This window comes from Streptomyces rhizosphaerihabitans (assembly GCF_025399795.1).
GTDB lineage: Bacteria > Actinomycetota > Actinomycetes > Streptomycetales > Streptomycetaceae > Streptomyces > Streptomyces rhizosphaerihabitans.
Genome location: NZ_JAODTZ010000042.1, coordinates 65,384 through 92,145 on the forward strand (window position 1 = coordinate 65,384; position 26,762 = coordinate 92,145).

Sequence of the window (26,762 nt, forward strand, 5' to 3'; positions counted from 1 at the left end):
GTGCCGCGGAACGCGATGAGGTCCCTTGCGTGGTTGATCAAGGACATGGATTCATGGCCCGACCCACCCCGTCCATCTCGGTGGAGGTACGACAGGAGCGGCTGTCATAGTGATCGGTATGGATCTTCCTCCCGACACCGTGCTCGTCTTCGACCGAGACGAAGGCCTGATCGTCTTCGAGTCCTTCGAGCACGCCACGAACTACCTGGAAGCCATTGATGTGTCGGAGGGCGAGTACACGGCCGCCTACTCTCTGGATGGTCGCGTACTGGTGCTCACTGCACCTGAACCGTTGCGAGGCCCGGCCGTTCTGACCGGAACCGAAGGATTCGACCTGACGGACCTGGAGCAGAGGGTCGCCCGCTACTGGCAACTCCATCAGGTGGGTCGGACACCGTGTACTCCTGTGCAGACAGCGCGTTTCCTGATCGAGAGGGACAGCCAGTCCCCCAGGGGATGGCTGAAGCGACTCACCGATCGTGTGGCTCCACGCGCTCGCTGACTATTCGGCCCCGCGCGTCCGAAGCCCGAAGACACTCCAGCGTCGCCTTCGGGCCGGGAGAGGTACGAGGACCGTCGACGAGATCCCCAGTGCGGCGAGCCGGGAAAGGAGCGCGGACTCCTGTTCCTGAGTGACGGCGATAATCAGGGCGGTTCCTGTGTCGTTCGCGCTGAATATCAAGCAGTCGCCCTGCCGGCCTTCCGCATTGATCGTGTACGGAGCCAGGTCCAGGAGTACGCCGAACTGCTCGTCGTCGCGCACGTCTATGCCGATTCCCATGCCGGGGTCGTCCCGCCGGGAGCGAGTGCCGTCGGAGACCTGCTCACGGGCGAGGGACAACGCGCGTTCGTAGGAGTTCACCACGGCGGGCGGCCAAGCCTCGCCGCTGTAGGCGTCGAGGTCGGCCGAGTCGATGTCGGAGCGCAGGACACGGAGCGCCTCGCGGTGCACCTGTGTGACCTCCGCCGGACTCGATCCGTCCGCGATGACGAACTCGTTCCGCGGGGCGCCCTGTTGGCTGATCATGGGGACACCCTATTCGCCCCAGGGGCTTGTCCGTCACGGTGAGCTGTGGTGATCGGGCGGTGATGCCGGTGGTCACCGCGACCGTTGTGGCCGTCGTGACCCTTGCGCGCCGCCCCTCTCGCCGATCGAGTCCGCATGGCCCGCAGCACTGGACCGGTCACCCCTCTTCTTGAGCGGGTCGACGTCGGAGGGCTGACGCAACGGAGGACACGGGCTGGCCGCGCCCGGCCTGCGACGCGGCCCCGGCCCTTGCACTGATGCCCCGTCCATGGGGTGGGCGGCCCATTCCCAGTGGGCGGCGCGGACGGGTGCCGTCACTCGGCTCCACGCGCTCCCCTGAGGTCGCGGCCGGTGACCATCTCGGATTCGATCCGCACGAACACCGCGTTCCGCAAGGGCATCCAGGAAGCGGGGCCGACCTGCGACAGCCGCTCGTGCTCGGCGGGGTCGGTCACGACGGTGGCCCGTCCGGTGACGACCACGCTCCAGCCGGACCGGGTCTCCGCATCGAACTCGTCCGCCTCGAAGGCGACCACGACGCCGTCGATCGCGCGGACGAGATCCGAGCCCGACGAGGTGCGCAGCAGGACAGAGTTGTCCGTGTCCAGGCAAAAATTGACGGGAAGGACAGCGGGCAGTGCCTGCCGGGTGTACACCACGCGGCCGACCGGGACCTTGGCCAGGAGGCGCATGCACTCCTGGCGGTCGAGTTCGTGAAAGGTGTCGTCCTGGGACATCGGACCATCGTCCCTCCGCGCGCCGGGACCGTGTAGGGCCGGTCGGCCCTACTCCGGGCCGCTGGCCCGCCGCCCGGCCGTCGCAGCCTCTCCGAGCACCACCGGGCAGGACAAGCGTGTACGGACCACCCGGCCCGCGCCGTCGGGCACCACGACACCTCAAGGGCCGTGGGCCCCAGTCAGCCGCCCGGTGGCGCCGAGACGCAGCCATCGACGCCCACCAGTGGGTGCCCAGGTCGTTTACTCGACCTGATCAACGCCCAGGGCCGGGAAGGGCCCGGCCCTGCGATGCCGCCGCCCGCAGTCTCTCCGCCCAGTCGACCAACGGCAGAGAGCGTGGCGTGGCCCGCCGCGTGCACCAGGGCGTACGGCTCTTCGAAGAGTTCGTTCGCGATCAGATCCGGCGGAAGCGGCACCGAGCCGCCCAGTGTGGAGATGCCGATGTCGGCCTTCCCGTCGGCCACTTCGCCCGAGGTGCCGCGCCCCACCTCGCGTACGATCCGCACCCGTGGCTCGATGCCGGGGTGCCGGGAGCGCAGCCGCCGCAGGACCGGTGGCAGCAGGTGGAGTGCCGCGCTGCGGAAAGCCGCGATCCGCAGAGGGCCCACCGCGGCATCGGGCCGGGCCGCGCCACGTGCCTCCGAGGCCAGGACGTCGAGCAGGCGGAGGATGCGGCGGGCGTGCGCGACCGCCTTGTCTCCGGCAGGGGTGGCGCGAGCGCCGGTGCGGCCGCGGTCGAAGAGGACGGCACCGACCTTGCGTTCGCTGCCGCGAACCGAGTGCGAGACAGCGGACTGGGTCAGACCGAGCGTGTCGGCCGCGGCGGAGGAACCGCCGGTGTCCGCGACCGCCACCAGGACCCGTAGCTCGTGCGGGGCGAGATCGGAGTCGATCGTGCGGGCCACGGGGCGCTCACCTCAATGTATGAGAAGTACTCGTGACTCCTCCCCGTCGTGAAGGACGGGGCTTCTCGCTATGCCGGGTCGGCGTGGCGACGGACCAGCCTGGCCCGTAGGACGTTGATGGCTCCGACTGTGTCGGCGTGCGCGGTGTGGCCGCACAAGAGGCAGCAGAATTTTTCCTGTGTGGGCCGGTTCTCCTCGGAGGTGTGCCCGCAGTGGGGGCAGGTGCGGGTGGGGGTGCCCCCGGACGGAGTCTGGGGGAGTGTTGCGGGGGTTCACTGCGATCACTTCCCGTCTGGCGCTTTCAGCCTTGGCGTGCAGGATCGTCAGGAACACCCCCCAACCGGCATCAGCGATCGAACGGTTCAGCCCAGCCTTCGCCGCGGCCCCGTTGGGTAGGAACACGCCTACCTGATCGGGGTCGGGTTCGGGCCAGTCGTCACACCTTCCGGCTTACGGTGAGTAACTGACTCGGTCTGGTTATCCCGATTGGCCGGTGCCCCTCTCAGGGGACTTTCATTTCAGGTCTCTTCGGAAAAGTACAGCGCTGCCCGAAGCTCACCATCAGGTAGTTTGCGCCCCTCGGGCCAGCGGATCACCATGCGGCCGTCCGACTCGACCCGAGGTACATAGGGAAATGGCTCGCCCATGCCGGGCCGAAAGTCCATCACGCAGTCACCCTTCTTGAGTGCACGCTCGAATCTCTGCGCTGCATCGTGCTGCCGAGATGTCATGCCCGGATCGCCTAGGCGAAGTCGCAAAAACGAGCACAGATCGCGATGACGGCCCTTCTCGACATACGCTCCCCGGCCTGTTTCTTCTATCGGCCACGCTGATTCGAGAATGCTAGCTACTTGCGCACGGAAAGGTGCACGCCTAATTCCCATAGCGACGAGGCGAAGGTTAACGGCCTGGTATGTAACGTCGTACATCTTGGCAATTTCGACGTCCGAAAATCCGTCTTGATAAAGCTTCAGCAGGCCCTGATTGTCAGGGAGTTTCGTCATTTTTTCGGCGTCCTGTAGGTATCGGCTAACGGTAGACATAACAGCGCCGAGCTTGGGTTGTGTGCAGCGGCGGGGTCGCATTATCTGTTCACCGAACATGGAACATCGCGCCGAGAGGGTGTGACGTCCGTCTCATTTTCGCACGGAGCATCGCCCTGACTGCTGCGTTTCCGACAAGTGATGCGCTAACCCGGTTCCGGGCCGTGTTCTCTCAACGGCCTTTGGGATTAGGGAACTTGGGCGTACTTGTGTGAGTGGCGGAGGATCACACAAAACCGCCCCGCTTGAGATGGGTCCCGTACCGGCTTCGCTGGTGCGGGGCTTTTCGGTGTTCGGCGTACCGGTGGCATCTGAAAATTCAGGGTTTTCGCCGACTGAGCCTCTTAGGTGCGCTGACCTGCGCTTATCTCGGACGGTGCGTTTGCTTACGGTTGTGCGGGCGCTAACGTGATGTGTGTCATGGTCCGTCAGCAGCGCAGCCACCTCCGGCACCTCGGTGAAGTCCCGCAACCGGCGCAGGATCCGCGAACCCTTTCCGCTGTGCGCTCCGACGGGATGTCTGCGGCCAGCGTGATTACCCGCTCCGCGACGGCTGCCGCTTCCTCCGGCTCATTCGCATCGGCCAGCGCAACGGCCAACCATGAGAGATGGAGCGCCAGTTGGCGACCGACTTCATTGGTGTGGCTGCCTTCCCGGTAGAGCTTCACGGCGGACCGCAACTCACGCAGCGCGGGACGGATTAGTACTCCAGCCGTAGATCGTGATCTTCATGCTTGAGCGGCTTGTCGCCGATAGTGGCTGGTCTGTGATCGTGCTTGGTGGCGGCGTCGCCAGTGGGACCAGCGGAGCCGGTGGGCGGCGTCGAGTGCGGGCAGCCGGACGACGAGGGTGATGAACAGGCGCTGGATCTCGTTGCAGGTGAGCGGTATGAGGGTGCCGGGTGCGAGGTGGCGGGCGTGTTCGTCCGCGCGGACGACGGCTAGGAAGGCGTGGGCGAGCATGGCAAGGGTGACCCAGCGCGACCAGGACGGGTAGCGGCGGACCTGGTGCTCGTCCAGGGCGGCCAGGCCCTTTCCGGACTGGAAGAACTCCTCCACCCGCCATCTTGATCCAGCGACTCGCACCAGCTCGGCAAGCGGTACCGGTGCGGTCGAATAGCAGCGGTAGTAGGCGAGTTCGCCGGTAGTGCGGTTACGCCGGATCAGTAATTGGCGGCTGCCGGGCCGGGGACCGGTCAGGTCGATGACGGCCCAGTCGTAGAAGCGGTGGCCTGTGGCTCCGGCCCCTGCGGACAGCTTCTGCCAGGCCCTCTTGGGCACCTTCCTGGCCAGCATGTCGGCGCGGAACTTCCCGGCGCCTGTGGTGACTTCGTGCGAGCAGGCCACCGCGAGGACGTAGCCGGTGCCACGTTCCTCCAGCGCGGCGCGCAGCCTCGGGTTGCCGCCGTAGACCTCGTCTCCCGCGACCCAGTCGGCCCGGTGGCCGGCGTCCAGGAATCGGGTGACCATGCGAGCGGCCAGCTCCGGCTTGGTCGCGAACTCTGTCTTGTCACCAAGGCCGGCTGCCCGGCAGCGGTCGGGGTCGGAGGTCCAGGAACGCGGAACGTACAGTTCCCGGTCCACCGCGGCGTGCCCGCGGCGGCCGGCGTAGACCACATAGACGGCGACCTGGGCGTTCTCGATCCTGCCCGCGGTGCCGGTGTACTGCCGCTGGGCACCGACAGTGTCGGTGCCCTTCTTCACGTCGCCGGTCTCGTCGACGACCAGGACTGCCTCGTCGTCGTCCAAATGCTCGACCACGTAGGCGCGCACGTCGTCGCGGACCTGGTCGGCGTCCCACTTGGCCCGCCCGAGCAGGTGCTGCATGCCGTCCGGGGTTCTGTCCCCGGCCCACTCGGCGATGGTCCAGCAGTTCTTGCGCGGCAGGTCCGACAGCAGGCCGAGTACCAACTTCCGGGCCCGGCGCCGGGATTCCACCCGCGTGAACCGTCCCGCTATCCGGCTCGTCAGGCCCTCGAACGCTTCCTGCCAGCGGGCAGGGTCTACGCTGTGACCTGCGGCCACCGCATGATCGTTTGTCTTCACACACCGATGATCAACGGTGGCCGCACCCGTCTCCACAGCGCGTCAGGGTCGCGCAGCGTCTGCCTGTCGTCTGTATCTGGAGGACTTGTGCAACGTGGCGAAGTCTGGTGGGTTCAGTTCGACGAGCGGAGGTTGGTCGTACTGCTGTCGGGAGAGGACACGTCCGGGATCCGGGTGATGCAGGTCGTCGCTCCAGCGGGCGTCGACATCAGCGGTCTGGGCATCGAAGTGATGGTGGGCGCCGGTGAAGGACTGCCGTTCGATGGCGTGCTGCGGCTCGCGTTCCCGCGTCCAGGCTTCACCCCGTGCACGTGGCTGACCACTGTGTCCCGGGACGACCTGATAGAGCGGGAGGCCGTCCTGTCCTCCGCGAAGCTCAGCGAGATTGACGACGCCCTCCGACTTGCTGAACAAGCGCGGGAACGGACCCCGGCATCGACCGCGAAGCTCAGCGAGATAAGGGACGCCCTCCGTCTCGGTGAACTCGGGTAGACGAAGAAGGAGCCGACGCCCGCGACGGCGTGGGCGATCTCGGGCGAGATGATCGACGCTGGCCACCTGCCGCCTCGGCTCCCCTCACCATGAAGATCACGATCTACGGCTGGGGTACTAGGGATGCGTTTGCCGACGGTGCGGCCCACGATCCGCGTGAAGTGGGTAACTTTAAGCGCTTGTACCACCCCGACGCGGATGCCTCCGCCTAATATTCCAGCCGTAGATCGTGATCTTCATTTCTGACTTGCGGCTTGTCTCCGGTAATGGCTGGCCTGAGCTCGAGCCTGGTGGCGACGTCGCCAGGCGGACCAGGCGGACCAGGCGAGCCGGTGGGCCACGTCGTGCACGGGCTGGACGACCAACGTCGTGAACAGTCGCTGGATCTCGTTGCAGGAGAGCGGGATGAGCCCGTCGGGTGAGGGATGGCGGGTGTGTTCGTCAGCGCGGACGACAGCGAGGAAGGCGTGGGCGAGCATGGCCAGGGTGACCCAGCGGGACCACGAGGTGTAGCGGCGGAGTTGGTGCTCGTCCAGTCCGGCCAGGCCCTTTCCGGCCTGGAAGGTCTCCTCCACTCGCCATCTCGAACCGGCGACGCGGACCAGTGTGGTCAGGGGCGCCGGGGTCGGCGACCAACAGCGGTAGTAGGCGCGTTCACCGGTGGTGCGGTTGCGGCGGCTCAGAAGCTGGTGACTGCCGGGCCGGGGGTTGGGCAGGTTGATGAGGGCCCAGTCGTAGAAGCGGTGCCCCTTGGCGCCGGCCCCTGCCGACAGCTTCTGCCAGGCCCGCTTCGGTACCTTCGAGGCCAGGGTGTCCGCGCGGAACTTCCCGGCACTGGTGGTGACTTCGTGGGAGCAGGCGACGGCAAGCACGTAGCCGGTGTCGCGCTCTTCCAGCGCGGACCGCAGCTTCGGGTTGCCGCCGTAGACCTCGTCCCCCGCAACCCAGCCCACGCGGTGCCCGGCGTCGAGGAACCGGCCGATCATGCGGGCGGCCAGTTCCGGCTTGGTCGCGAAGGCGGTGTCCTCGCCCAGACCGGCGGCCCGGCAGCGGTCCGGGTCGCACGTCCACGAGCGCGGGATGTACAGCTCGCGGTCCACCGCTGCGTGCCCGCGGCGGCCCGCGTAGACGAGGTAGACCGCGACCTGCGCGTTTTCGATCCTCCCGGCGGTGCCGGTGTATTGGCGCTGGACACCGACGGTGTGCGTGCCCTTCTTCGCGTCGCCGGTCTCGTCGACCACCAGCACCGCATCTTCGTCGTGTAGATGCTCCAGCACGTACTCGCGCATGTCATCACGCACGCGGTCGGCATTCCACCTGGCCCGGCCGAGCAGGTGCTGCATGCCGTCCGGACTTGCCTCCCCGGCCCACTCGGCGATCGACCAGCAGTTCTTGCGCGGCAGGTCCGATAGCAGCCCCAGCACCAAGTTCCATGCCCGGCGCCGGGGTTCAACCCGCGTGAACCGGCCCGCTATCTGGCCCATCAGGGCCTCGAACGCCTCCTGCCAGCGGGCAGGGTTGACGCTGTGGCTCGCGGCCACCGCACTATCTTGAAGAGTCCACACACCTCACCAAGATCACGCGGTGGCTGACCTGTTCCCGCGGTGAACGACGAGGTCGAGGAGTCCTGCTGGTATTGGGGCCCTGGAACCGATGGGTCCCGTGCCGAAGATTGCCGGACACCGGCAATGCGCAGAGGTCCGCCGCGCATGCATGCTGATGTCTGCCGGCAGAAAACGGGGGGCGTCAGTGGAAGTAACCACAACCCGCAGCGTGGCGCGTGCACGCATGGGATCGGGCCTGGCGGTAACGGTACTTCTGCTGCCTTTCGGCGGCTACGGGCTGGCCAGGGCGGGGGTAGTCCCCGAAGGCGTACCGATCGTGCTCAGCCTGTTGTCCGTGATCGCCAGCTCCGTCCTCATACCCGCACTGTGCGAGGAGCGAGCCCCGTTCCGGCACTCATCGTCGCACCTGACTGCGCACACCTTGACCGGCGAACGGTCCGTCGACCTCAACCGGATCACCACCGTCCGGCTGCTGACGACCTTCTCGTACGGCAGCACGTACCGGACCCTGTTGGTGCGCGACGCCCACGGTGTACGACTGGGTATCACGACCGAGAGAAGCCGCAGGAAGCTGCGCCGAGCGATCGAGAAGGCAGACGCGAACGCCGCGCAAGGTGCCCCCAAGCCCCGCGTGAGCCGTGCGGCCCGGGCACATATGGGCCTTGTCTCAGGGCGAGGGCTCGTCGGCCACACGATTCTCGCCTTTCTGCTTCTGACGGTGTCCGTGAGCCTGTACGTCTCCGCTGTACTCCGACTCGGCGGGCAGTAAGCCTTTCCCCGTAATGAGTGATGAGCCCCCCACGGTCACTGCCACGACGACTCAACTCGTGATCACGATCTACGGCTGGAGTATTAGATCCCCACCGGCTAGGACGTCGTCGGCGAGCCGCAGGCCGTGCACGCGCTGCTGTAGGTCGTCCACGGTGACCATTCCGATGCGGCGCCCGGAGCGGCCCTCTAGCGGGCTCAACGGGTCACCTTCGGGCAGGAAGTCGGCGAGGGTGGGCAACGGCGGCTCAGCGGACACCAGGGGCGCGCGGAGCGCTTCCAAGGTCACACCTGAAGCGGCAGCGATGAACGGCAGCCAATCGCGGGGGGTGCGCTTCCCGTCTCCCATCGGCTGATTTCCTGACGGTCGACCGGCTCACCAATGACCCCGGCCGCCCGGCAGACCTCATGGGCGAGCCGCGCCTGACTCCGTCCGCGATCTTCCCGCAGGCGCCGGATGTTGGCCCCGATGGCGTTGGTCATATCCCAATTCTGGCCGACAGTTGGCCGACACGGGGCCGCTAGCCGCTGATCACTTTCGGTCGGACGCTGGCCTTCATGACAGAGCCGAGGAGACATCCCACGGGGCCGGTTGAACCGCTGGACAAAGAGCCGGAGCCCACGACCGGATGCGATGTCTGTTTGGCGCTCGATTCGCAGCGCACGGAAGCCAGGAAGCGAGGCGATCTTTCCCGCGTCTCGGATATGAACGTGGAGATTCGCAGGAATGCGCACGACTCATGAGCACACGGACGGCAGCGCGAGTTCCTTACCGAGTGAAGCCACGCGCCGGGCGAACGGGCGGTGAAGAGCCATGGTCGCTGTGGAAGTACGGGAATCTGTGTGGCTGGTGTGCTGGCCATGGCGAGATTTGGTGCGACGGCTGTAGCGGATTCGGCGGCTGTGGACTCTGCGGGTGGACCGAGAGGCGGGCGTGCCCCGTGTGCGTAGGTGGAAGTGCGGAGCCGATCCGCTGGTGAGACTCCGGCCCGCTGAGGACGGCCCAAGTAGGGCTCAGCGGGCCGGACCTGCCCCCGTTTTGTGTCTGCCCGCCACGTGACGTGGGCTTCCGCATGCCCCACATGATTGGTGGAAGGACGGAGTCGATCCGGCTGGTGATCGCACAACTGCTTGAATGCTGCCCATGTCGGATAGCTGGAGCACTCTGATCGGTGCTGGTGCTGCGATAGCAGGAGCAGCCCTCGCAGGCGGATTCACCCTCTTGAAGGGACGGCAGGAGAACGCTGACAAGGAGCGCGACCGGCTAGAGCAGCGGCTTACCCATCACCGGGCGATCCGTAGAGACGCCTATCTCGATCTTCTGAACAAGGCAGAGGAGGTGGACGACTTGCAACGTGACTACCTTGCCGCCGACGGGGCCGCGATTGGGGAACTGCGCGTCGCTCTATCCACAGCGTCCAGCAAGCTCCATCAGAGTTTGAAGGTCGTGCGCATGGAAGGTCCGGCGCATGTCGCTGAGGCTGCGCAGAGGCTCGTAGACAGCTATGCCGAGCTCTCTGGGCGCATGGGCGGTGGTGACCTGACTCTTGGGGAACTGCTGACCACACGCATCGAGACGTTGCGAATACAGGATGAGTTCCTGACTGCCACGGCAAGCGCCCTGGACAGTGGACCCAGACCACGCTGAGCCTCTGCCTCTTGGTCGGCACCGGTGCCCCCGGCGCCCCTAACTGGGCCCCTGAGCAGGCATATTGGGCGAGCTGCCACGTCCTGGCCGTGCCTGACCAGCACATGTACGCTTAGACCAGGCACCCGCCGGCGCCGCGCTTCAACCATGCGGACATCGTGGAGAAGAGCCTCCGCATGGAGGGCTTCCTGGTCAGTAACTACCGTGACATGCAGAAGGAGTTGTACGAGTTCGCCGTACCGCATCTGCAGAGCGGACGACTCGCCCTGGACGAGACGGTGGTCGACGGCTTCGAGCACATCGTGGACGCCTTCCTGGGCATGCTCCGAGGCGAGAACACCGGCAAGATCATCGTGCGGGACCGCACACAAACCCGTCCGTGAACGGATACCCGAACTTCGGTGTCATGACCGGCCAGTGCCAGGCGACCCCGTCTCGCAGCCGCAGCCGCTACGGCAGCCGGAAGGGTTGCGCGTCGTACCGCCGAGCCGTTCAGATCCGCAAGCAGCACCAGCGCCTCGGGACGAAGGCCGCAGGCGGCCCGCGTCGAGGCGGGCCGCGAGGTACTCCACACCCACCGCGGCCTTGCTGTAGTCGTCGCACAGCCCCGCCCGGGCGGCGAGCACCCCCAGGGCTCCGTCCCACCGGACGGCGCCGGCGCGGCACAGCGCTTCCTCCGATGCGTCGAACATATGGACCGCGGTCCTCCCGGGATGGCGGCTCGGTGTGCGGGCCGGCCGATGTGTGCTGATGCCGCGAGGCGGGGCGGGCCGGGTCCTGTCCCTGTCCCTGTCCCTGTCCCTGTCTGTCCTCACACCGGAGCGGAGGACGGGGCCCCTTCCCCGGAGGTGACGTCGAGGGTGTTGAGGAGTGCGCGTTCGCCCGGGGTCAGAGGAGGCTCCGACAGAGGGGGCAGCGAAGGTCCGCCGAGGGCGGCCAGAATGGTCCCGGGGCGCAGCAGACGGGTGGGGCCCGCTTCGAGGCCGGTCACATCCCACAGGGCGGACGCGGCGACGTAGGAACCGGTTGCCGCCTTCGTGAGGCGGCGCGTGTACCGGCCGGCGACGCGGTCGACCGCGGTCCGCTTCCCGCCGCGGACTTCGGGATACATCGAGTCCTGGCTGACCGCGATGCTCCACGCCGTCTCGACGATCGTGGCGGCGGCGCGCTGAACCCTGCGGGTCAGGCCGGGCGCGGCCGGGTCGGCGTGTTTCAGTTGCCGGCTGAGGGCCTGGGCGCCGAGCGCGGCCACCGACATGCCCTGTCCGTAAGCGGGGTTGAGAGTGGCGAGTGCGTCGCCGAGGACGATGAGGCCGTCCGGCCAGTCACGCGCCTTTTCCAGGTAGCGGCGGGAGTTGCTGGTGCTGTGGCTGACGACGACGTCGGTGAGCGGTTCGGCTCCGGAGATGAGTTGGCCCACGATGGGGTGAGGGAGGTCGAGGGTGTAGCGCAGGAAACCGTCCGGATCGGCCGGGGGTTCTCCACCTCGGGTACCTCCGAGACTCACCATCCAGCGGTTGCCCTCGATCGGGACGATCAACGCGCTGCGGCCGGGCCGGGACAGATAGGGGTTGGCCTGCACCATGGTCAGGGGGAAGTCCTCCGCGCCCGGCGGGGTGCGGTAGATACGGGTCGCGTTGACGAGGCCCGTATCGACCCGTATCTCGTCTATGCCGGTGATACCGAGAGTGGTCAGCCAGGTGAGGATGCGTGAGCCGCGTCCGCCGGTGTCGACGACGATGTCGGCGTCGAGTTCCTCCGGTTCCGTGGGGGTGCCGATACGGACGCCGTGGACGCGCTGGGCGCTGCCGATCAGGTCCACCGCTTGCGCGGTGCGGATCGATACGTTGCCGGTGTTGTCCACGACCGCTGTTCGCACGGCCCAGTCCAGCAGTGCCCGACTGGCGGTGATCATGTGGTGGCTGCTGTGGCGCCAGCGGTGGAACCAGCCTTCCGGACTCAGGGCCACCATGCCGGAGCTGAGCGATATCTCGCGGGCGCCCGCGGCCAGGAGGTGCTCCCTGATGCTGATCTTCGGCACCAGCTCTTCCATGGCCGCGAGGCCACCGGGCATCAGAAGGTGGGCGTGACGCCCTTGGGGGAGCCCCTTGCGATGTTCCGGCCCGTCGGGCAGCTCGTCGCGGTCGAGCACGATCACCTCGTCGACGACCGGGGACAGCGCCGCCGCCGCCATGACACCGCCCAGTCCGGCTCCGATGACGACAGCTCTACTCATGGTGCTCCTTGAATTCAGTCATGGGATGCGGTCACCGATCCCCGACGGGCTGCGGCGACGACGGGCGATTGCCCCAGCGCCTGGGCGAGTTCGACCAGTTCCGTTGTGCCGACGGCGTCAGTGGCGTGCAGGCGGTAGGTGCTGGGTTCCTTGAGTTCGTGGTCGACGGGGGCGGCCGCCTGACGCGCGGCGTCGGCGAGCATGGCTGCCTCCGCTATCACGCGGGCCTGGCTGGGGGTGTTGCCTTCGCCGAGCGCCGTCGCCAGCGAGATCCGGCGCACCCGGTCGTCGAACAGGGGAGCCAGGGCGAGGAGCGCGTCATGGATGGAGACCTCCAGCCATTGGAGCCGCGCGTACGGGAGTTCCCACCAGGAGGGCGAGGGTTTCGGCGCGGTCGCCGCCCATCGAACTTCCATCCACAGCGGTGTCAGCCTGCGGTAGTCGTTCAGACTGCGCCAGTGGGTGATGGCCGGTGGCAGGAGCCGGGGGAGCGTGAAGCCGGCGGAGCAGAACAGTGCGCCGAGGGAGACCACGGGCGGGGCGACGGTTGTCGAGAGGAAGTCCAGGTCGTGGCTCAGCCAGCGCGCCACGACAGCGGTGGTCTTGGCGATCTCGAAGCCGACGATGTCCAGCAGCAGGCCGAGGAGTATGAGGCGAAGTCCCGTGCGGAGCGGGCCCGTTACCTCACCCAGCCATCTCAGGCACACGGCGCTCATCACCACGACGCAGGCGCCGTGGCCGACCAGGTACAGCACGATCATCTCGCGCATGTACGGCGTGTTCGCATAGTAGGTGTCGAGATCGTTGAGTCTCTCGGTGGGCGCGTCCGCCAGCGAGAACAGGACGATGATGGCGGCGATCAGCAGGCCGAAGACGACGATGCTGTGCCGCGTGCCGCGCCTGACCCGTTCGGGTGGACCGCCTCTCCACTGGATCAGCAGAATGGTCAGGGAGCAGCTGTAGGCGGAGATCATGCTGTACGTCAGCGGGGCGCCGAAGTTGGGTATGCCCGTCAGACGGTTGACCGCCGCCAGGGTCACGGGCGCGGAGCACGTGAAGCACAGTGCGCCGATCGAGACCGCCGCGCACGTGGATGCCGTCAGCGGATTGCGCAGCGCCGCACGCGGTCGGCGGAACAGCAGGACGGCCGATAAGGCTAAGAGACCGGCGGCCAGGTATACGACAAGGCTCATGGGTGAGAACTCCGTTCGGCGCCCCGCGCGGTGGAGGACGGCGCCGGTGCTGTCGGTGTGTGGTTCAAAAGGCACCCCTGGCGGCCGAACCGCGGTGTACGCGGGTGTCCTCGACGACGCCGGACGCGGAGAGGGCCGCGGCGATGCGCACGAGAGCGGAGGCATCCGGCGCCGGGGGCCTGCGGCCGGCCCCGCGCGAGGAGACGGGGACATGCGGCCCGTCGCGCTCCTCCCGCACGGCCGCGGCGATGATCGCCGCCCAGCCGGCGGCCTGGGCCCGCTCCCGGTCGCCCGTCGCGTGCAGGACTGCGTCATGAGTCCGTTCGTACAGATCACGGTCGAACAGCGCGTCGAGGTAGCTCAGCGCGTTGTGAATGCTGGTCTGGCGCCACATCAGCAGGGTGGCGGGGGAGGACGGCCGTGGGCGCGGCAGCCGTAGATTGCGATGGGAGAGTACGTCGTCCAGCTCCCGTTCGAGCGGCGCCAGGCGCACGTAGGCGCGCCAGGAGAGGAACCAGGCCGTCAGGCTCGGCCCGGCCCAGGGGATGAGGATCCCCACGACCGTCAGCAGAGCGCTGAGGCCCGCCAGTCCGGGCGAGACCTCTGTGCCGAGCGCCGACCAGTCCGGCCCGCACCAGCGAGCGACGACGGCCGTGAGTTTGGAGACGCTGTAGCCGGCACCGACCACCGTGCCCGCCCCCATGGTCAGCAGCCCGACGCGGAGCCGGCCGTGGACCTCGCGCGCCCAGCGCAGTGACCACAGCGCGGTGGTCACGACGGCGGTCAGATGGGCGAGCAGATACAGCACGATCATCTCGGCGATGAAAGGGGTCACCGCGTAGTACGTGTCGAAGTCGGTGCGGCGCTCCACGGACGCGCCCCCGAGCGCGAACAACGCGGCGATGACGAGGAGTACGACGCAGTAGCCGCCCATCAGGCGGCGGGTGATCCGGCGGACGTTCGGTCCGCCCTTCCAGAAGACGACGAGGACCAGCGACATGGCGCTGTACGCGGTGATGGTGGCGTAGGTCACCAGCGCGGCGAGATTCGGTACCCCGCTGATGCGGTTGATCGCCCCCACCGTGGGAGGTGCGCCGAGGAGGAAGCACAGACCGGCGAGAGCCATGACCGCACAGATGACGCGCAGGATGGGATCACGCCAGTGGCGTACGAGATCGGGCGCCCGCACGGTCACGCCGAGCCACAGCACACCGCAGCTCACGTAGTTGATCAGGCCGCTCATCGTCGTGTCCCGCGATAGTTGAGGGCAGCCCCGATACGGCTGGCGACATCGTCGGCGCTGTCGGCCCCGGACGAGAAGACGGAGTGGTCCGATGCCTCCAGCAGTGCCCTGAGACGTCGTCCGACCAGCATGCCGAACCGATCGGCCTCCTGCTCGGCCCGCAGACTGAAATCGGTTCGGGCGGCGGCTGGTCGGGCGCGGTGGGAGACGTCCGGCTGGTGAGGTGGCGCCGCGTCCCCCTGGCTCATGTGCCACACCTCGTGCCCGAAGATCACGATCTGGTGCCACACGGCGGCGCGTTCTTCGATGATGACGTCGTCATGGGTGTCACGTTCGAGCCAGAGCCCGGTCGCGGTGTGCGGGGGGAAGGCCGCCTTGTGGACGACGACTTCGCGCCCCCGCCACTGGTTGACCGACGTGACCAGTGCGGCGAACAGCTCCTCGGGGTCCGCGGGAAGGCTCACCCGGATGGGATCGATGAGTGCGTCGGCGAGCCTGCGCATCTCTCTTTTCCTACGCACCGTTCTCCCCGTGGTCTCTTCCGGTTCCGGGCGGTACGAGGCTGTGGCCGAGGCGCACAAGGACGGTGCCCGGTCGATGGTGTTCGCGGTGTCCCGAGCTGTACGTCACCTCGGCCGACCCTGTGGGCCCCACCCGCCGGACGGCGCGGGACGTGCGGCCCCGGGCAGCCGTGACGTGCGCGGGAAATCAAGCCGTCGACGCTCGACAGCGTCGGACAGCCGCTCTCGACGGCCGGTCGCGCGGCTGTTGTGCTCCAGTGTTTCGGCCAGTTGGCCACAAACATCCGCTGCCACCGAGCGATCTCCAAGGCGCGTGTAGAGATGAGGAGTTGACGTCCCCGCGAGACTATCCGGCCGCGCCCGGGTTGTTAAGTTTTCCTTGCGTCTCCCGGCGGGACGAGTCCGGGTCCGACGGTGCGACGTGCGGCGCCGGCTGGGACGCGGTCATGTCGAGTTCCGTGCCCTTGCTTCAGCCGCTGCCGGTGAGGGTTGGTGACTGCTGCCTTTTGACTGCGTGTGGGGGTGTTTGGGCGTGCGTGGGTGAGTGCTGGTGACGTTTGTCTGCATGGGGGTGCGGGTGGGAACGGGAGTTCTTGTCTCGAAGGGGTGACCTTTGCGGATGGTGGTCGTTGGGTGGGGTGACGGGGCGGTTGGTCCGGTTTGGGCTGGGGGTGAGCGGGTTGGGTGGTGCGGGCGGGTTGCGGGTGGTGGGGGCGTCGTTCGTGGTGCCCGGTCCGTCGGGTGTGGCGGTCCGGGACCGGCTCAAGGCCCTGACCGCCCAGGACGAGACGGTGCTGCGGCTGGTCGGTGACCATCTGGGTTCGCTGGCATCGGGGGACCTCAAGGCGCGGTGTGCGGCCGGTCTGGAGCACGACAACGAGTCCTGGGCGTCGCGCAAGCGGGTGCTGACGGGTGAGTCGTCGTCGCGGTGGGCGGGGTCGTTGACGAAGGCCACGCATGATCAGTGGGCGTTGGCCCGGCGCGGCCAGGCAGCGCACATCCAGCAGCTCGAGGCCGGGGTGAACACGATCCGGCACCGGCTGTCATTGCCGCTCGGCGAGAGGGGTTCGAAGCGGGCGGCGGGTGGTTATCGCAGTCGGCGGGAGTGGCATGCCAAGACGCGTCGGCTGCGGGTGCTGGAGGACCGGCTGGAGCGGACGCGGGCCGACTGGGCGGCCGGGCGGGTGCGGGTGGTGCGGGGCGGTAAGCGGCTGCTGAACACCCGCCATCACCTGGAAGAGGCCCAGCTCACCGAGGAAGGGTGGCGAGCCCGGTGGGAAGCGTCGCGCCGTTTCCTGCGGGCGGACGGCGAGAGCGGGAAGCGGTACGGCAACGAGACCATCCGCATCAGCCCCGACGGGCAGGTCAGCATCAAACTCCCGGCCCCGCTCGCCCACCTCGCCAACGCCCCGCACGGCCGTTACGTCCTCACCGCGCGGGTGTCGTTCGCGCACCGGGGCGAGACATGGCGGGATCGGGTCGGGGCGAACCGGGCGGTGGCCTACCGCATCCACGAGGACACCGGCCGGGCCCGCTGGTACCTGACCGCCTCCTGGACCATCCCACCCGCCCCCATCGTGCCCCTGACCGCCATCCGGGCCGGTGGCCTGATCGGCGTGGACACCAACGCCGACCACCTGGCGGCCTGGCGGCTCGACGTGCACGGCAATCCGGTCGGCGCCCCGCGCCGCTTCGACTACGACCTGTCCGGCACCGCCGACCACCGCGACGCACAGGTACGCCACGCGCTGACCCGCCTGCTGCACTGGGCCACCCGCCACCATTTGGCGATCGCGGTGGAGGACCTCGACTTCACCGCCGAGACCAGCCGGGAGAAACACGGCCGCCGCAAACACTTCCGCAGGCTGATCTCCGGCATGCCCGTCGCCCGGCTGCGCGCCCGCCTGGTGTCGATGGCCGCCGAACTCGGCATCCCGCTGGTCGCGGTCGACCCCGCCTACACCAGCAGGTGGGGTGCCCAGCACTGGCAGAAACCCCTCACCAGCACCACCAGAAAGACCACCCGGCACGATGCTGCCGCCGTGGCGATCGGAAGGCGCGCCCTGGGGCACCCGGTCAGGCGTCGGACGGCACCGCCCCGTACCCACCAGCGTGATGGGTACGGGCATCGGACCGTCCAGGCCCGACCGGGCTCCCCGGGGCGTGAGGAACTCCGCCCCCGCGTTCCCGGACCACGGACACGATCCGTGCCGCCCGGACGCGGAGCGAACGCGGGCAACCAGAACGCCCAACACCGTCCGGGGCGTTCGGCCGAGCAGGGGTCCTGGCAACAGGACTCACTCCCGCTCAGTCTCTAGGAACGGTCAGTGGCAGAGTCTCGCCTCGTGTTCCGCGTGTCCGCTCGGCTCCAGCTGGAACGTGCAGTGCTCGACGTCGAAGTGGACGCCGAGGCAGCCCTGGAGTTCGTGAAGGACCTTCTCGTGGCCGATCGCGTTCAGGACGTCGGAGCTGACGACCACGTGCGCGGAGAGGACCGGCATGCCGGACGTGATGGTCCAGGCGTGAAGGTCGTGGATGTCCTCGACACCGTCGAGGGCCAGGATGTGAGCGCGCACGTCCGCCATGTCGACCCCTTTGGGTGCCGCCTCCAGGAGCACGTCGAGCGTCTCCTGGAGCAGCTTCCAGGTGCGCGGGACGATCATCAGCGCGATGGCGATCGAGGCGATCGGGTCCGCCGCCTGCCAGCCGGTGGTCATGATCACCACCGCGGCGAGGATGACCGCCACCGAGCCCAGCGCGTCCGCCGCCACCTCCAGGAAGGCACCCCGCACATTCAGGCTGTCCTTCTGCCCGCGCATCAGCAGCGTCAGCGAGATCGTGTTGGCGACCAGACCGAACACGCCGAACGCGATAGTCAGTCCGCCCCTGGTGTCCGCGGGCGTCACGAAGCGCTGGATCGCCTCGACGAGCACATAGCCGCCGACGACGAGCAGCAGCAGACAGTTGGCGAGCGCGGCGAGGATCTCGGCCCGCGCGTAGCCGAAGGTGCGCTTCTCGCTCGGCGGGCGTGCCGCGAAGTGGATCGCGAGCAGGGCCATGCCCAGCCCCAGCGCGTCCGTCGCCATGTGCGCCGCGTCCGCGACGAGCGCGAGCGAGTCGGCGAGCAGACCGCCGAAGATCTCGACGACCATGACGGTGAGCGTGATCGCCAGCGCGACGCGCAGCCGCCCGCGGTACGCGGCTGTCGCCGTACCGGTCGGGGGAGCGCCGTGCGCGTGCCCGTGGTCGTGCCCAGCCCCCATGAAAGCCGCCTCCCGTTTCTGTTCGGTTCATACAGTCAACTACGGGCGGGGGGTACCGGGCAACGCTGCACTGAACACCGTTGTCATATGCTCTGACCTGCGGAAACGATTCGCAGGTCAGAGCACCGGCAAGATCATGTGACTGTGATCCCGGGATGGTGCTGCAGCCAGCCGCGCCAGGCCGACTCCACCATCTCGCGCACCTCGCGCCGCGCGCCCCAGCCCAATTGCTCGGCGGCCAGGGCGGCCGAGGCGACCGCGCGCGGGGCGTCGCCGGGGCGGCGCGGCTCGACGACCGGCACGCTGGTGCTCCCGGTGACCTCGGCGATGAGCGCCATCAGCTCCCGCACGGAGACCCCCTCGCCGCGGCCGATGTTCACCGTCAGATCACCGCTCGCGCTCTCTGCCAGCTGCCGGGCCGCCGCGAGATGTGCCTCGGCGAGGTCGGCGACATGGATGTAGTCGCGTACACAGGTGCCGTCCGGCGTCGGATAGTCGTCGCCGAAGATCCGCGGGGCCTCGCCGCGGGTGAGGCGGTCGAACACCATCGGGATGATGTTGAAGATCCCGGTGTCGGCGAGCTCCGGCGAGGCCGCGCCCGCCACGTTGAAGTAGCGCAGGCACACGGTGGAGATACCGTGCGCCCGGCCCGTCGCCCGCACCAGCCACTCGCCGGCGAGCTTCGTCTCGCCGTAGGGGCTCATAGGGGCGCAGGGAGTGCCCTCCGTGATGAGGTCCACATCCGGGTTGCCGTAGACGGCCGCCGACGAGGAGAACACGAAGCGTTTGACACCCGCCCCGGCCACCGCCTCCAGGAGCGTCGCGAGGCCGCCCACGTTGTCCTGGTAGTAGAGCGTCGGCTCGGCCACCGACTCACCGACCTGCTTGCGCGCGGCGAGATGCACCACACCCGTCACCGCGTGCTCCGCCAGGACCCGCTTGAGCAGATCACCGTCCAGCGACGACCCCTGGACGAGGGGAATGCTCTCCGGAAGCCGGTTCGGTACCCCGGACGACAGGTCGTCGAGGGCGACGACCCGCTCCCCGGCCTCCGCCATCGCCCGCGCCACATGTGCCCCGATGTACCCGGCTCCGCCTGTGATCAGCCATGTCATGGACAACCACCCTATGCGGGTCCGGCGCCATGTCCGGCGTGCCCTTTTTCGGTGGTGCGCCGGGTGTCATGCCCCGTGCCGGGAATGCGCCGGTCTGCGAACGCGCGTTTGTGGCCTGGCCCCGGAATCCCCGATGATGATCGCGGCGCCCGCAGGACAAAATCGGTTGATCGGGCCGTGAACGGGCGGTGAACGCCTGCTTCCGTTCATCCGATAGCCTCTGCCGACATGCCGCCGGGGCCGCCGCCGCGGACCGGGGGCCATCCCATCACGCACACGCCGGACGCCAGGTCGCGCCGGCACTCAGGGAGTGAGTTCGCTGCCGACCGCCATCCTCACCGGCCAGCCGGTCCCCGGATCGTCGCTCGAAGGCGATCTGCGGTCGCTCGGCTTCGATGTGCGTCTCGCCTCCGACGCGGGCGAGACCGAGACCCTGCTCGCCGCCGTGCCGGCGAACGAGCGGGTCGCCGTCGTGGACGCCCGCTTCGTCGGACATCTGCACGCCCTGCGCCTCGGTCTCACCGACCCGCGCTTCACGGCCTCGGTCATTCCCGGCGCCGTGTCGGTGCAGCCCGAGGCCCGGCGGGCACTGACCCGCGCCGTGACCCGTGAGAGCGTGGCCGCGGGCAACGCGGCCGTCGCCACCGAGAACCTCGTCGAGCGCCTCGGCGAGGCACTCGACGCGGACGACCTCGCCGTGTACCACCCGGAACTCGGCACCCTCGTCGCCGCCGTCCCCGCCGATCCGCAGGAGCGCAACGAGGTCCGGCAGGCCGTCTCGGCCGTCGACGACGAGGCCGTACGTCTGCGCAGCGCCGTCAAGGCCCGCGACGGCTTCTTCACCACGTACTGCATCAGCCCGTACTCGCGCTACATCGCCCGCTGGTGCGCCCGCCGGGGTCTGACCCCGAACCAGGTCACCACCGCCTCGCTGATCACCGCGCTGATCGCCGCGGGCTGCGCCGCCACCGGCACTCGTGCCGGTTATGTCGCGGCCGGTCTGCTGCTCCTGTTCTCCTTCGTCCTGGACTGCACGGACGGACAGCTCGCCCGCTACTCCCTCCAGTACTCGACGCTCGGCGCCTGGCTGGACGCGACCTTCGACCGCGCCAAGGAGTACGCCTACTATGCGGGCCTCGCGCTCGGCGCGGCCCGCGGTGGCGACGACGTGTGGGCGCTCGCGCTCGGCGCGATGATCCTGCAGACCTGCCGGCACGTCGTGGACTTCTCCTTCAACGAGGCGAACCACGACGCCACGGCCAACACCAGTCCCACCGCGGCCCTCTCGGACAAGCTCGACAGCGTCGGCTGGACGGTCTGGGTGCGCCGGATGATAGTCCTGCCCATCGGCGAACGATGGGCGATGATCGCCGTTCTCACGGCGCTGACGACCCCCCGTATCACCTTCTACGCGCTGCTCGTCGGCTGCGCCTTCGCGGCCACGTACACCACGGCGGGCCGGGTGCTGCGCTCGCTGACCCGCAAGGCGCACCGCACGGACCGCGCCGCCCAGGCGCTCGTGGACCTCACCGACTCCGGCATGCTCGCCGAGTACCTGACCCGCTTCGCGGGCCGCCTCCCGCGGATCGGTCCGGCCCTGGTCGCCTTCGCCGCCGGGGCGATCGTTGTGACCTCCGCCGCACTCGCGCCCTACGGCAGCTGGTGGCCCGTCCTCGGCGCCGTCGTGTACGTCCTGCTGTCGCCGGCCGCCCTGCTCAGGCCCCTGAAGGGCGCCCTGGACTGGCTGGTCCCGCCGTTCTTCCGCGCGGCCGAATACCTCACCGTTCTGGCACTGGCGGTCAACGCCGACGTGAACGGAGCGCTTCCGGCGGCTTTCGGACTGGTGGCCGCGGTCGCCTACCATCACTACGACACGGTGTACCGCATTCGCGGAAACGCCGGAGCCCCCCCGCACTGGCTGGTGCGGGCGATCGGCGGGCACGAAGGCAGGACACTGCTGGTCACCGTCCTGGCCGCGCTGCTCACCGCCGCACAGTTTGAAGTCGCGCTCACGGTGGTTGCCGTGGCCGTGGCGCTGCTGGTGCTCGTCGAGAGCATCCGCTTCTGGGTGTCCTCCGGGGCACCCGCCGTACACGACGAAGGAGAACCTGCATGATCGGCCTTGTGCTGGCGGCCGGCGCCGGACGGCGTCTGCGTCCCTACACTGACAGCCTCCCCAAGGCGCTTGTGCCGGTTGGCCCCGAGGGCATGGAGGACTCGATCACGGTCCTGGACCTGACCCTCGGCAACTTCGCCGAGATCGGTCTGACCGAGGTCGGCATCATCGTCGGCTACAAGAAGGAAGCCGTCTACGACCGCAAGGCGGCCCTTGAGGAGAAGTACGGCCTCAAGATCACCCTCATCGACAACGACAAGGCCGAGGAGTGGAACAACGCCTACTCCCTGTGGTGCGGACGTGACGCCCTCAAGGACGGCGTGATCCTCGCCAACGGCGACACCGTGCACCCGGTCTCCGTCGAGCGCACGCTGCTCGCCGCCCGCGGTGAAGGCAAGAAGATCATCCTCGCGCTCGACACGGTGAAGAAGCTCGCCGACGAGGAGATGAAGGTCGTCGTGGACCCCGGCAAGGGCGTCCAGAAGATCACCAAGCTCATGGAGCCGTCCGAGGCCACCGGCGAGTACATCGGTGTGACCCTCATCGAGGGCGCCGCTGCCGACGAGCTGGCCGACGCCCTGAAGACGGTGTGGGAGACCGACCCGCAGCAGTTCTACGAGCACGGCTACCAGGAGCTCGTCAACCGCGGCTTCACGATCGACGTCGCGCCGATCGGCGACGTCAAGTGGGTCGAGATCGACAACCACGACGACCTCGCCAAGGGACGTGAGATCGCGTGCCAGTACTGACGAGGCTCATCCCCTCGCCGGTCGTCGTCGACATCCGTCCCGGTGCCCTGGACGACCTCGCGAGCGTGCTCAGCGACGAGCGCATCTCGCACTCGGGCAAGCTGGCCATAGCGGTCAGCAACGGCTCGGGCGCGAGGCTGCGCGAGCGGATCGCCCCGACGCTGCCGGGAGCCACCTGGTACGAGGTCGGCGGCGGCACGCTCGACGACGCCATCCGGCTGGCCGGTGACATGAAGTCCGGGCACTACGACGCCGTCGTGGGCCTCGGCGGCGGCAAGATCATCGACTGCGCGAAGTTCGCCGCGGCGCGGATCGGGCTGCCGCTGGTCGCGGTGCCCACCAACCTCGCGCACGACGGTCTGTGCTCGCCGGTCGCCACCCTCGACAACGACGCGGGCCGCGGCTCGTACGGCGTGCCCAATCCGATCGCCGTGCTCATCGACCTCGACGTGATCCGTGAGGCGCCGGTCCGGTTCGTCCGGGCGGGCATCGGAGACGCGATCTCCAACATCAACGCGATCGCCGACTGGGAGCTGGCCAACCGGGTCAACGGAGAGAAGATCGACGGGCTGGCCGCCGCCATGGCGCGCCAGGCGGGCGAGGCAGTGCTCCGGCACCCCGGAGGTGTCGGCGACAACGGCTTCCTCCAGGTGCTCGCGGAGGCGCTCGTCCTCACCGGCGTCGCGATGTCGATCTCGGGCGACTCGCGTCCGGCCTCCGGCTCCTGCCACGAGATCAACCATGCCTTCGACCTTCTCTTCCCCCAGCGCGCGGCGAGCCACGGCGAGCAGTGCGGCCTGGGAGCGGCCTTCGCGATGTATCTGCGCGGGGCCCACGAGGAGGCGGCGTACATGGCCGAGGTGCTGCACCGGCACGGACTGCCGGTCCTGCCCGAGGAGATCGGCTTCACCGTGGACGAGTTCGTGCGGGTCGTGGAGTTCGCTCCGCAGACCCGGCCCGGCCGCTACACGATCCTCGAACACCTCGACCTGAAAACCCACCAGATCAAGGACATCTACTCCGACTATGCCAAGGCCATCGGTAGCTGAACTCCGCCCCGTCGTTCATCCCCCAGGGGTGAAGGACCGGCGCAGCGGTGAGCACTGGGCGGGACGCCTGTACATGCGAGAGATCTCGCTGCGCTGCGACCGCTACCTGGTGAACACCAGGATCACGCCCAACCAGCTCACGTACCTGATGACCGTGTGCGGCGTGCTCGCGGCCCCCGCCCTTCTGGTGCCGGGGATCGCGGGCGCCGTGCTCGGCGTGGTGATGGTCCAGCTGTACCTGCTGCTCGACTGCGTCGACGGCGAGATCGCGCGCTGGAAGAAGCAGTACTCGCTCGGCGGGGTCTATCTCGACCGTGTCGGCGCCTATCTGACCGACGCGGCCGTCCTCGTCGGCCTCGGTCTGCGCGCGGCCGACCTGTGGGGCACCGGAAGCGTCGACTGGCTGTGGGCCTTCCTCGGCACACTGGCCGCCCTCGGCGCGATCCTGGTGAAGGCCGCGACCGATCTCGTCGGTGTCGCCCGCCACCAGAGCGGGCTGCCACCGGTCAAGGAGTCGGCGTCCGAGCCGCGCTCCTCGGGCGTGGCGCTGGCCCGCAGGGCCGCCGCGGCGCTCAAGTTCCACCGGTTGATCCTCGGCATCGAGGCGTCCCTGCTGATCCTGGTCCTGGCCGTCGCGGACCAGATCAGGGGCGACCTGTTCTTCACCCGGCTCGGAACCGCCGTGCTCGCCGGCATCGCGCTCCTGCAGACGGTGCTGCACCTGGTGTCCATCCTCGCTTCCAGCAGGCTCAAGTGAGTACGGCGTCGAAGGTCGGCGCGGTGATCATCACCATGGGCAACCGCCCCGACGAACTGCGAGCCCTCCTCGACTCCGTCGCCAAGCAGGACGGCGACCGCGTCGAGGTGGTCGTGGTCGGCAACGGCTCACCCGTCCCGGACGTCCCCGCGGGCGTCCGAACGGTCGAACTGCCCGAGAACCTCGGCATCCCCGGCGGCCGCAACGTCGGCATCGAGGCCTTCGGGCCCGGCGGCACCGACGTCGACGTCCTCCTCTTCCTGGACGACGACGGTCTGCTGGCCCACCACGACACGGCCGAGCTGTGCCGCCGGGCCTTCGCCGACGACCCGGAACTCGGCATCATCAGCTTCCGTATCGCCGACCCCGAGACCGGCGAGACCCAGCGCCGCCATGTCCCGAGGCTGCGTGCCGCCGACCCGATGCGCTCCTCGCGCGTCACGACGTTCCTCGGCGGCGCCAACGCCGTCCGTACGAAGGTCCTCGCCGAGGTCGGCGGGCTCCCGGACGCCTTCTTCTACGCCCATGAGGAGACCGACCTGGCCTGGCGGGCCCTCGACGCCGGCTGGATGATCGACTACCGGTCCGACATGGTGCTGTACCACCCGACGACCGCCCCGTCGCGGCACGCGGTGTACCACCGCATGGTGGCCCGCAACCGCGTCTGGCTCGCGCGCCGAAACCTTCCCGCGCCGCTCGTCCCGGTCTACCTCGGCGTCTGGATGCTCCTGACGCTGCTGCGCCGCCCCTCTCGGGCCGCTCTGCGGGCCTGGTTCGGCGGATTCAGGGAAGGCTGGACAAGTCCGTGCGGACCTCGCCGTCCCATGAGGTGGCGCACGGTCTGGCGGCTGACTCGACTGGGCCGACCCCCAGTCATCTGACAAGCTCGATTCTGAGAGCACCCGGGCCCCACCCGGTCCCCGGCTCATGCCCACGCCCGACCCGGCGGTGTGCATCTTGAAGACGAAAGTTCCCCTTGTGAGTGAGACCACGCAGGACGGCGTAGTCGCCGTGAGCGACCGGCCGTCGCCCGATGACGGGCTTTCCGCGACCGAAATGGCCGCCAAGTACGGGCTCGCGGTCAGCGGTGCCCGGCCCGGCCTGGTCCAGTACGTTCGTCAGCTGTGGGGCCGGCGGCACTTCATCCTCGCCTTCTCGCAGGCCAAGCTGACCGCCCAGTACAGCCAGGCCAAGCTGGGCCAGCTCTGGCAGGTGGCGACGCCGCTGCTCAACGCGTTCGTCTACTACCTGATCTTCGGCCTGATCCTCAAGGCCGACCGCGGTATGACGAAGGACGTGTACATCCCGTTCCTGGTGACCGGCGTCTTCGTCTTCACCTTCACGCAGAGCTCGGTCATGGCGGGCGTCCGGGCGATCTCGGGCAACCTCGGCCTGGTGCGCGCGCTGCACTTCCCGCGTGCCTCGCTGCCCATCTCGTTCGCCCTCCAGCAGCTCCAGCAGCTGCTCTTCTCGATGATCGTGCTGTTCGTCGTGGCCATCGCCTTCGGCAGCTATCCGGGCCTGTCCTGGCTGCTGATCATCCCGGTGCTGTTCCTGCAGTTCCTGTTCAACACCGGCCTCGCGCTGATCGTGGCGCGGATGGGCAGCAAGACGCCCGACCTCGCCCAGCTGATGCCGTTCATCCTGCGCACATGGATGTACGCCTCCGGTGTCATGTTCTCCATCAGCGCCATGCTCGCCGGCCGCCCCGCATGGATCGCCCGGGTGCTCCAGGCGAACCCGGCCGCCGTCTACATGGACCTGATGCGCTACGCGCTCATCGACGGCTACGGTTCCTCCCACCTGCCCCCGCACGTGTGGGCCATCGCCGTCTTCTGGGCCGTGATCACGGCCGTCGGCGGTTTCGTGTACTTCTGGAAGGCTGAAGAGAGGTACGGCCGTGGCTGAGCTCGAGAAGAGGTCGCACATTCCGACCGTCATCGCGGACGAACTGCACATCGTCTACCGCGTGAACGGTGCCAAGACCGGCAAGGGCAGCGCCACCGCCGCCCTCAGCCGCATCCTCAAGCGCGGCGAGGAACGCGGTGTGCGCAAGGTGCACGCCGTCAAGGGCGTCTCCTTCACCGCCTACCGGGGCGAGGCCATCGGTCTCATCGGATCGAACGGCTCCGGCAAGTCCACCCTCCTGCGGGCCATCGCCGGTCTGCTCCCCGCCGAGAAGGGCAAGGTCTTCACCGACGGCCAGCCCTCGCTGCTCGGCGTGAACGCGGCTCTGATGAACGACCTGACGGGCGAGCGGAACGTCATTCTGGGCGGCCTCGCGATGGGT

The 26,762-nt window shown here is 68.5% G+C and carries 25 protein-coding genes and 3 pseudogenes; 13 read left to right on the forward strand and 15 right to left on the reverse strand.

The genetic code is table 11. The annotated features are described in order from the left end of the window. Positions 1 to 118: 118 nt before the first annotated feature. Entirely contained in the window at positions 119 to 502 is a 384-nt protein-coding gene (locus N4G66_RS32400; RefSeq protein ID WP_261707833.1) for a hypothetical protein, read from the forward strand. Here the strand turns inward: N4G66_RS32400 and N4G66_RS32405 are convergent, their stop codons facing one another. The 6 genes and pseudogenes from N4G66_RS32405 to N4G66_RS32430 form a co-directional block, all read right to left on the reverse strand. Continuing rightward, the gene (locus N4G66_RS32405) at positions 503 to 1,027 is read right to left on the reverse strand and encodes a hypothetical protein (protein WP_261707834.1); all 525 of its coding nucleotides are present in this window, start codon (positions 1,025 to 1,027) and stop codon (positions 503 to 505) included. A gap of 314 nt (positions 1,028 to 1,341) precedes the next feature. After that, on the reverse strand, positions 1,342 to 1,764 hold the full coding sequence (locus N4G66_RS32410) for a pyridoxamine 5'-phosphate oxidase family protein (protein WP_261707835.1): 423 nt from the start codon (positions 1,762 to 1,764) through the stop codon (positions 1,342 to 1,344). Positions 1,765 to 2,071: 307 nt separating this feature from the next. Then, positions 2,072 to 2,669: pseudogene (locus tag N4G66_RS32415) on the reverse strand (LysR family transcriptional regulator); the annotation flags it as partial. 68 nt (positions 2,670 to 2,737) lie between these two features. Continuing rightward, positions 2,738 to 3,098, reverse strand: a pseudogene (locus N4G66_RS32420) (zinc ribbon domain-containing protein); the annotation flags it as partial. Positions 3,099 to 3,187: 89 nt separating this feature from the next. Further along, a complete protein-coding gene (locus N4G66_RS32425; protein WP_261707836.1) occupies positions 3,188 to 3,673 on the reverse strand; it encodes a hypothetical protein in 486 nt (161 codons plus the stop codon). A 767-nt stretch (positions 3,674 to 4,440) separates the two neighbouring features. Further along, positions 4,441 to 5,736, reverse strand: coding sequence for an IS701 family transposase (locus N4G66_RS32430; RefSeq protein ID WP_449343320.1), 1,296 nt, complete (start codon positions 5,734 to 5,736; stop codon positions 4,441 to 4,443). Positions 5,737 to 5,844: 108 nt separating this feature from the next. Here N4G66_RS32430 and N4G66_RS32435 point away from each other — a divergent pair, with 108 nt between their 5' ends. Then, the gene (locus N4G66_RS32435; RefSeq protein WP_261707837.1) at positions 5,845 to 6,249 is read left to right on the forward strand and encodes a type II toxin-antitoxin system PemK/MazF family toxin; all 405 of its coding nucleotides are present in this window, start codon (positions 5,845 to 5,847) and stop codon (positions 6,247 to 6,249) included. Positions 6,250 to 6,485: 236 nt separating this feature from the next. Here N4G66_RS32435 and N4G66_RS32440 read toward each other — a convergent pair whose 3' ends face one another. Then, positions 6,486 to 7,733, reverse strand: coding sequence for an IS701 family transposase (locus N4G66_RS32440; protein ID WP_261707857.1), 1,248 nt, complete (start codon positions 7,731 to 7,733; stop codon positions 6,486 to 6,488). Positions 7,734 to 8,022: 289 nt separating this feature from the next. Between N4G66_RS32440 and N4G66_RS32445 the strand changes: the two genes are divergently transcribed. Next, positions 8,023 to 8,583 (forward strand): hypothetical protein, encoded by a 561-nt coding sequence (locus tag N4G66_RS32445; RefSeq protein WP_261707838.1) that lies wholly within the window; start codon positions 8,023 to 8,025, stop codon positions 8,581 to 8,583. A gap of 69 nt (positions 8,584 to 8,652) precedes the next feature. Here the strand turns inward: N4G66_RS32445 and N4G66_RS32450 are convergent, their stop codons facing one another. Together N4G66_RS32450 and N4G66_RS32455 are read right to left on the reverse strand one after the other, a co-directional pair. Next, positions 8,653 to 8,865 carry a hypothetical protein gene (locus N4G66_RS32450; protein ID WP_261707839.1) on the reverse strand — a complete coding sequence of 71 codons (213 nt, stop codon included), beginning with the start codon at positions 8,863 to 8,865 and terminating at the stop codon, positions 8,653 to 8,655. Positions 8,866 to 8,867: 2 nt separating this feature from the next. Then, a complete protein-coding gene (locus tag N4G66_RS32455) occupies positions 8,868 to 9,065 on the reverse strand; it encodes a helix-turn-helix transcriptional regulator (RefSeq protein ID WP_261707840.1) in 198 nt (65 codons plus the stop codon). A gap of 652 nt (positions 9,066 to 9,717) precedes the next feature. Here N4G66_RS32455 and N4G66_RS32465 point away from each other — a divergent pair. Together N4G66_RS32465 and N4G66_RS32470 are read left to right on the forward strand one after the other, a co-directional pair. Then, positions 9,718 to 10,230 carry a hypothetical protein gene (locus N4G66_RS32465; protein ID WP_261707842.1) on the forward strand — a complete coding sequence of 171 codons (513 nt, stop codon included), beginning with the start codon at positions 9,718 to 9,720 and terminating at the stop codon, positions 10,228 to 10,230. A 128-nt stretch (positions 10,231 to 10,358) separates the two neighbouring features. After that, a pseudogene (locus N4G66_RS32470) lies at positions 10,359 to 10,613 on the forward strand (NADP-dependent oxidoreductase); the annotation flags it as partial. Between the two features lie 428 nt (positions 10,614 to 11,041). Here the strand turns inward: N4G66_RS32470 and N4G66_RS32475 are convergent. The 4 genes from N4G66_RS32475 to N4G66_RS32490 all read right to left on the reverse strand — a co-directional run bounded on the left by N4G66_RS32475 (position 11,042) and on the right by N4G66_RS32490 (position 15,405). Then, a complete protein-coding gene (locus tag N4G66_RS32475) occupies positions 11,042 to 12,466 on the reverse strand; it encodes an NAD(P)/FAD-dependent oxidoreductase (RefSeq protein WP_261707843.1) in 1,425 nt (474 codons plus the stop codon). A gap of 14 nt (positions 12,467 to 12,480) precedes the next feature. After that, entirely contained in the window at positions 12,481 to 13,659 is a 1,179-nt protein-coding gene (locus N4G66_RS32480) for an MAB_1171c family putative transporter (protein ID WP_261707844.1), read from the reverse strand. A 64-nt stretch (positions 13,660 to 13,723) separates the two neighbouring features. Continuing rightward, positions 13,724 to 14,902 (reverse strand): MAB_1171c family putative transporter, encoded by a 1,179-nt coding sequence (locus N4G66_RS32485; protein ID WP_261707845.1) that lies wholly within the window; start codon positions 14,900 to 14,902, stop codon positions 13,724 to 13,726. Beyond that, a complete protein-coding gene (locus N4G66_RS32490) occupies positions 14,899 to 15,405 on the reverse strand; it encodes a toxin (protein WP_261707846.1) in 507 nt (168 codons plus the stop codon). The genes N4G66_RS32485 and N4G66_RS32490 overlap by 4 nt, the downstream gene beginning before the upstream one ends. Positions 15,406 to 16,103: 698 nt before the next feature. On the opposite strand from N4G66_RS32490, the gene N4G66_RS32495 reads away from it, so the two are divergent. Next, positions 16,104 to 17,741, forward strand: a complete 1,638-nt coding sequence (locus N4G66_RS32495; protein WP_261707847.1) for a transposase — start codon at positions 16,104 to 16,106, stop codon at positions 17,739 to 17,741. 6 nt (positions 17,742 to 17,747) lie between these two features. On the opposite strand, the gene N4G66_RS32500 is transcribed toward N4G66_RS32495, so the two are convergent. Further along, entirely contained in the window at positions 17,748 to 18,686 is a 939-nt protein-coding gene (locus N4G66_RS32500; protein ID WP_261707848.1) for a cation diffusion facilitator family transporter, read from the reverse strand. A gap of 134 nt (positions 18,687 to 18,820) precedes the next feature. Further along, positions 18,821 to 19,801, reverse strand: coding sequence for a UDP-glucose 4-epimerase GalE (galE, locus tag N4G66_RS32505; protein ID WP_261707849.1), 981 nt, complete (start codon positions 19,799 to 19,801; stop codon positions 18,821 to 18,823). Positions 19,802 to 20,120: 319 nt separating this feature from the next. Between galE and N4G66_RS32510 the strand changes: the two genes are divergently transcribed. The 7 genes from N4G66_RS32510 to N4G66_RS32540 form a co-directional block, all read left to right on the forward strand. Further along, the gene (locus N4G66_RS32510; RefSeq protein ID WP_261707858.1) at positions 20,121 to 21,917 is read left to right on the forward strand and encodes a CDP-alcohol phosphatidyltransferase family protein; all 1,797 of its coding nucleotides are present in this window, start codon (positions 20,121 to 20,123) and stop codon (positions 21,915 to 21,917) included. Then, positions 21,914 to 22,666: a phosphocholine cytidylyltransferase family protein gene (locus N4G66_RS32515; protein WP_261707850.1), complete on the forward strand. Its 753-nt coding sequence runs from the start codon at positions 21,914 to 21,916 to the stop codon at positions 22,664 to 22,666. Before N4G66_RS32510 ends, N4G66_RS32515 begins: the two co-directional genes overlap by 4 nt. After that, positions 22,654 to 23,715 carry an iron-containing alcohol dehydrogenase family protein gene (locus N4G66_RS32520; RefSeq protein ID WP_261707851.1) on the forward strand — a complete coding sequence of 354 codons (1,062 nt, stop codon included), beginning with the start codon at positions 22,654 to 22,656 and terminating at the stop codon, positions 23,713 to 23,715. Before N4G66_RS32515 ends, N4G66_RS32520 begins: the two co-directional genes overlap by 13 nt. Then, positions 23,693 to 24,472 carry a CDP-alcohol phosphatidyltransferase family protein gene (locus N4G66_RS32525; protein ID WP_261707852.1) on the forward strand — a complete coding sequence of 260 codons (780 nt, stop codon included), beginning with the start codon at positions 23,693 to 23,695 and terminating at the stop codon, positions 24,470 to 24,472. The genes N4G66_RS32520 and N4G66_RS32525 overlap by 23 nt, the downstream gene beginning before the upstream one ends. A 35-nt stretch (positions 24,473 to 24,507) precedes the next feature. Beyond that, positions 24,508 to 25,353 (forward strand): glycosyltransferase family 2 protein, encoded by an 846-nt coding sequence (locus N4G66_RS32530; protein WP_261707859.1) that lies wholly within the window; start codon positions 24,508 to 24,510, stop codon positions 25,351 to 25,353. Positions 25,354 to 25,450: 97 nt separating this feature from the next. Continuing rightward, a complete protein-coding gene (locus tag N4G66_RS32535; RefSeq protein WP_261707853.1) occupies positions 25,451 to 26,380 on the forward strand; it encodes an ABC transporter permease in 930 nt (309 codons plus the stop codon). Beyond that, the coding region (locus N4G66_RS32540) for an ATP-binding cassette domain-containing protein (RefSeq protein ID WP_261707854.1) at positions 26,373 to 26,762 on the forward strand (390 nt) is incomplete at its 3' end. The genes N4G66_RS32535 and N4G66_RS32540, both read left to right, overlap by 8 nt.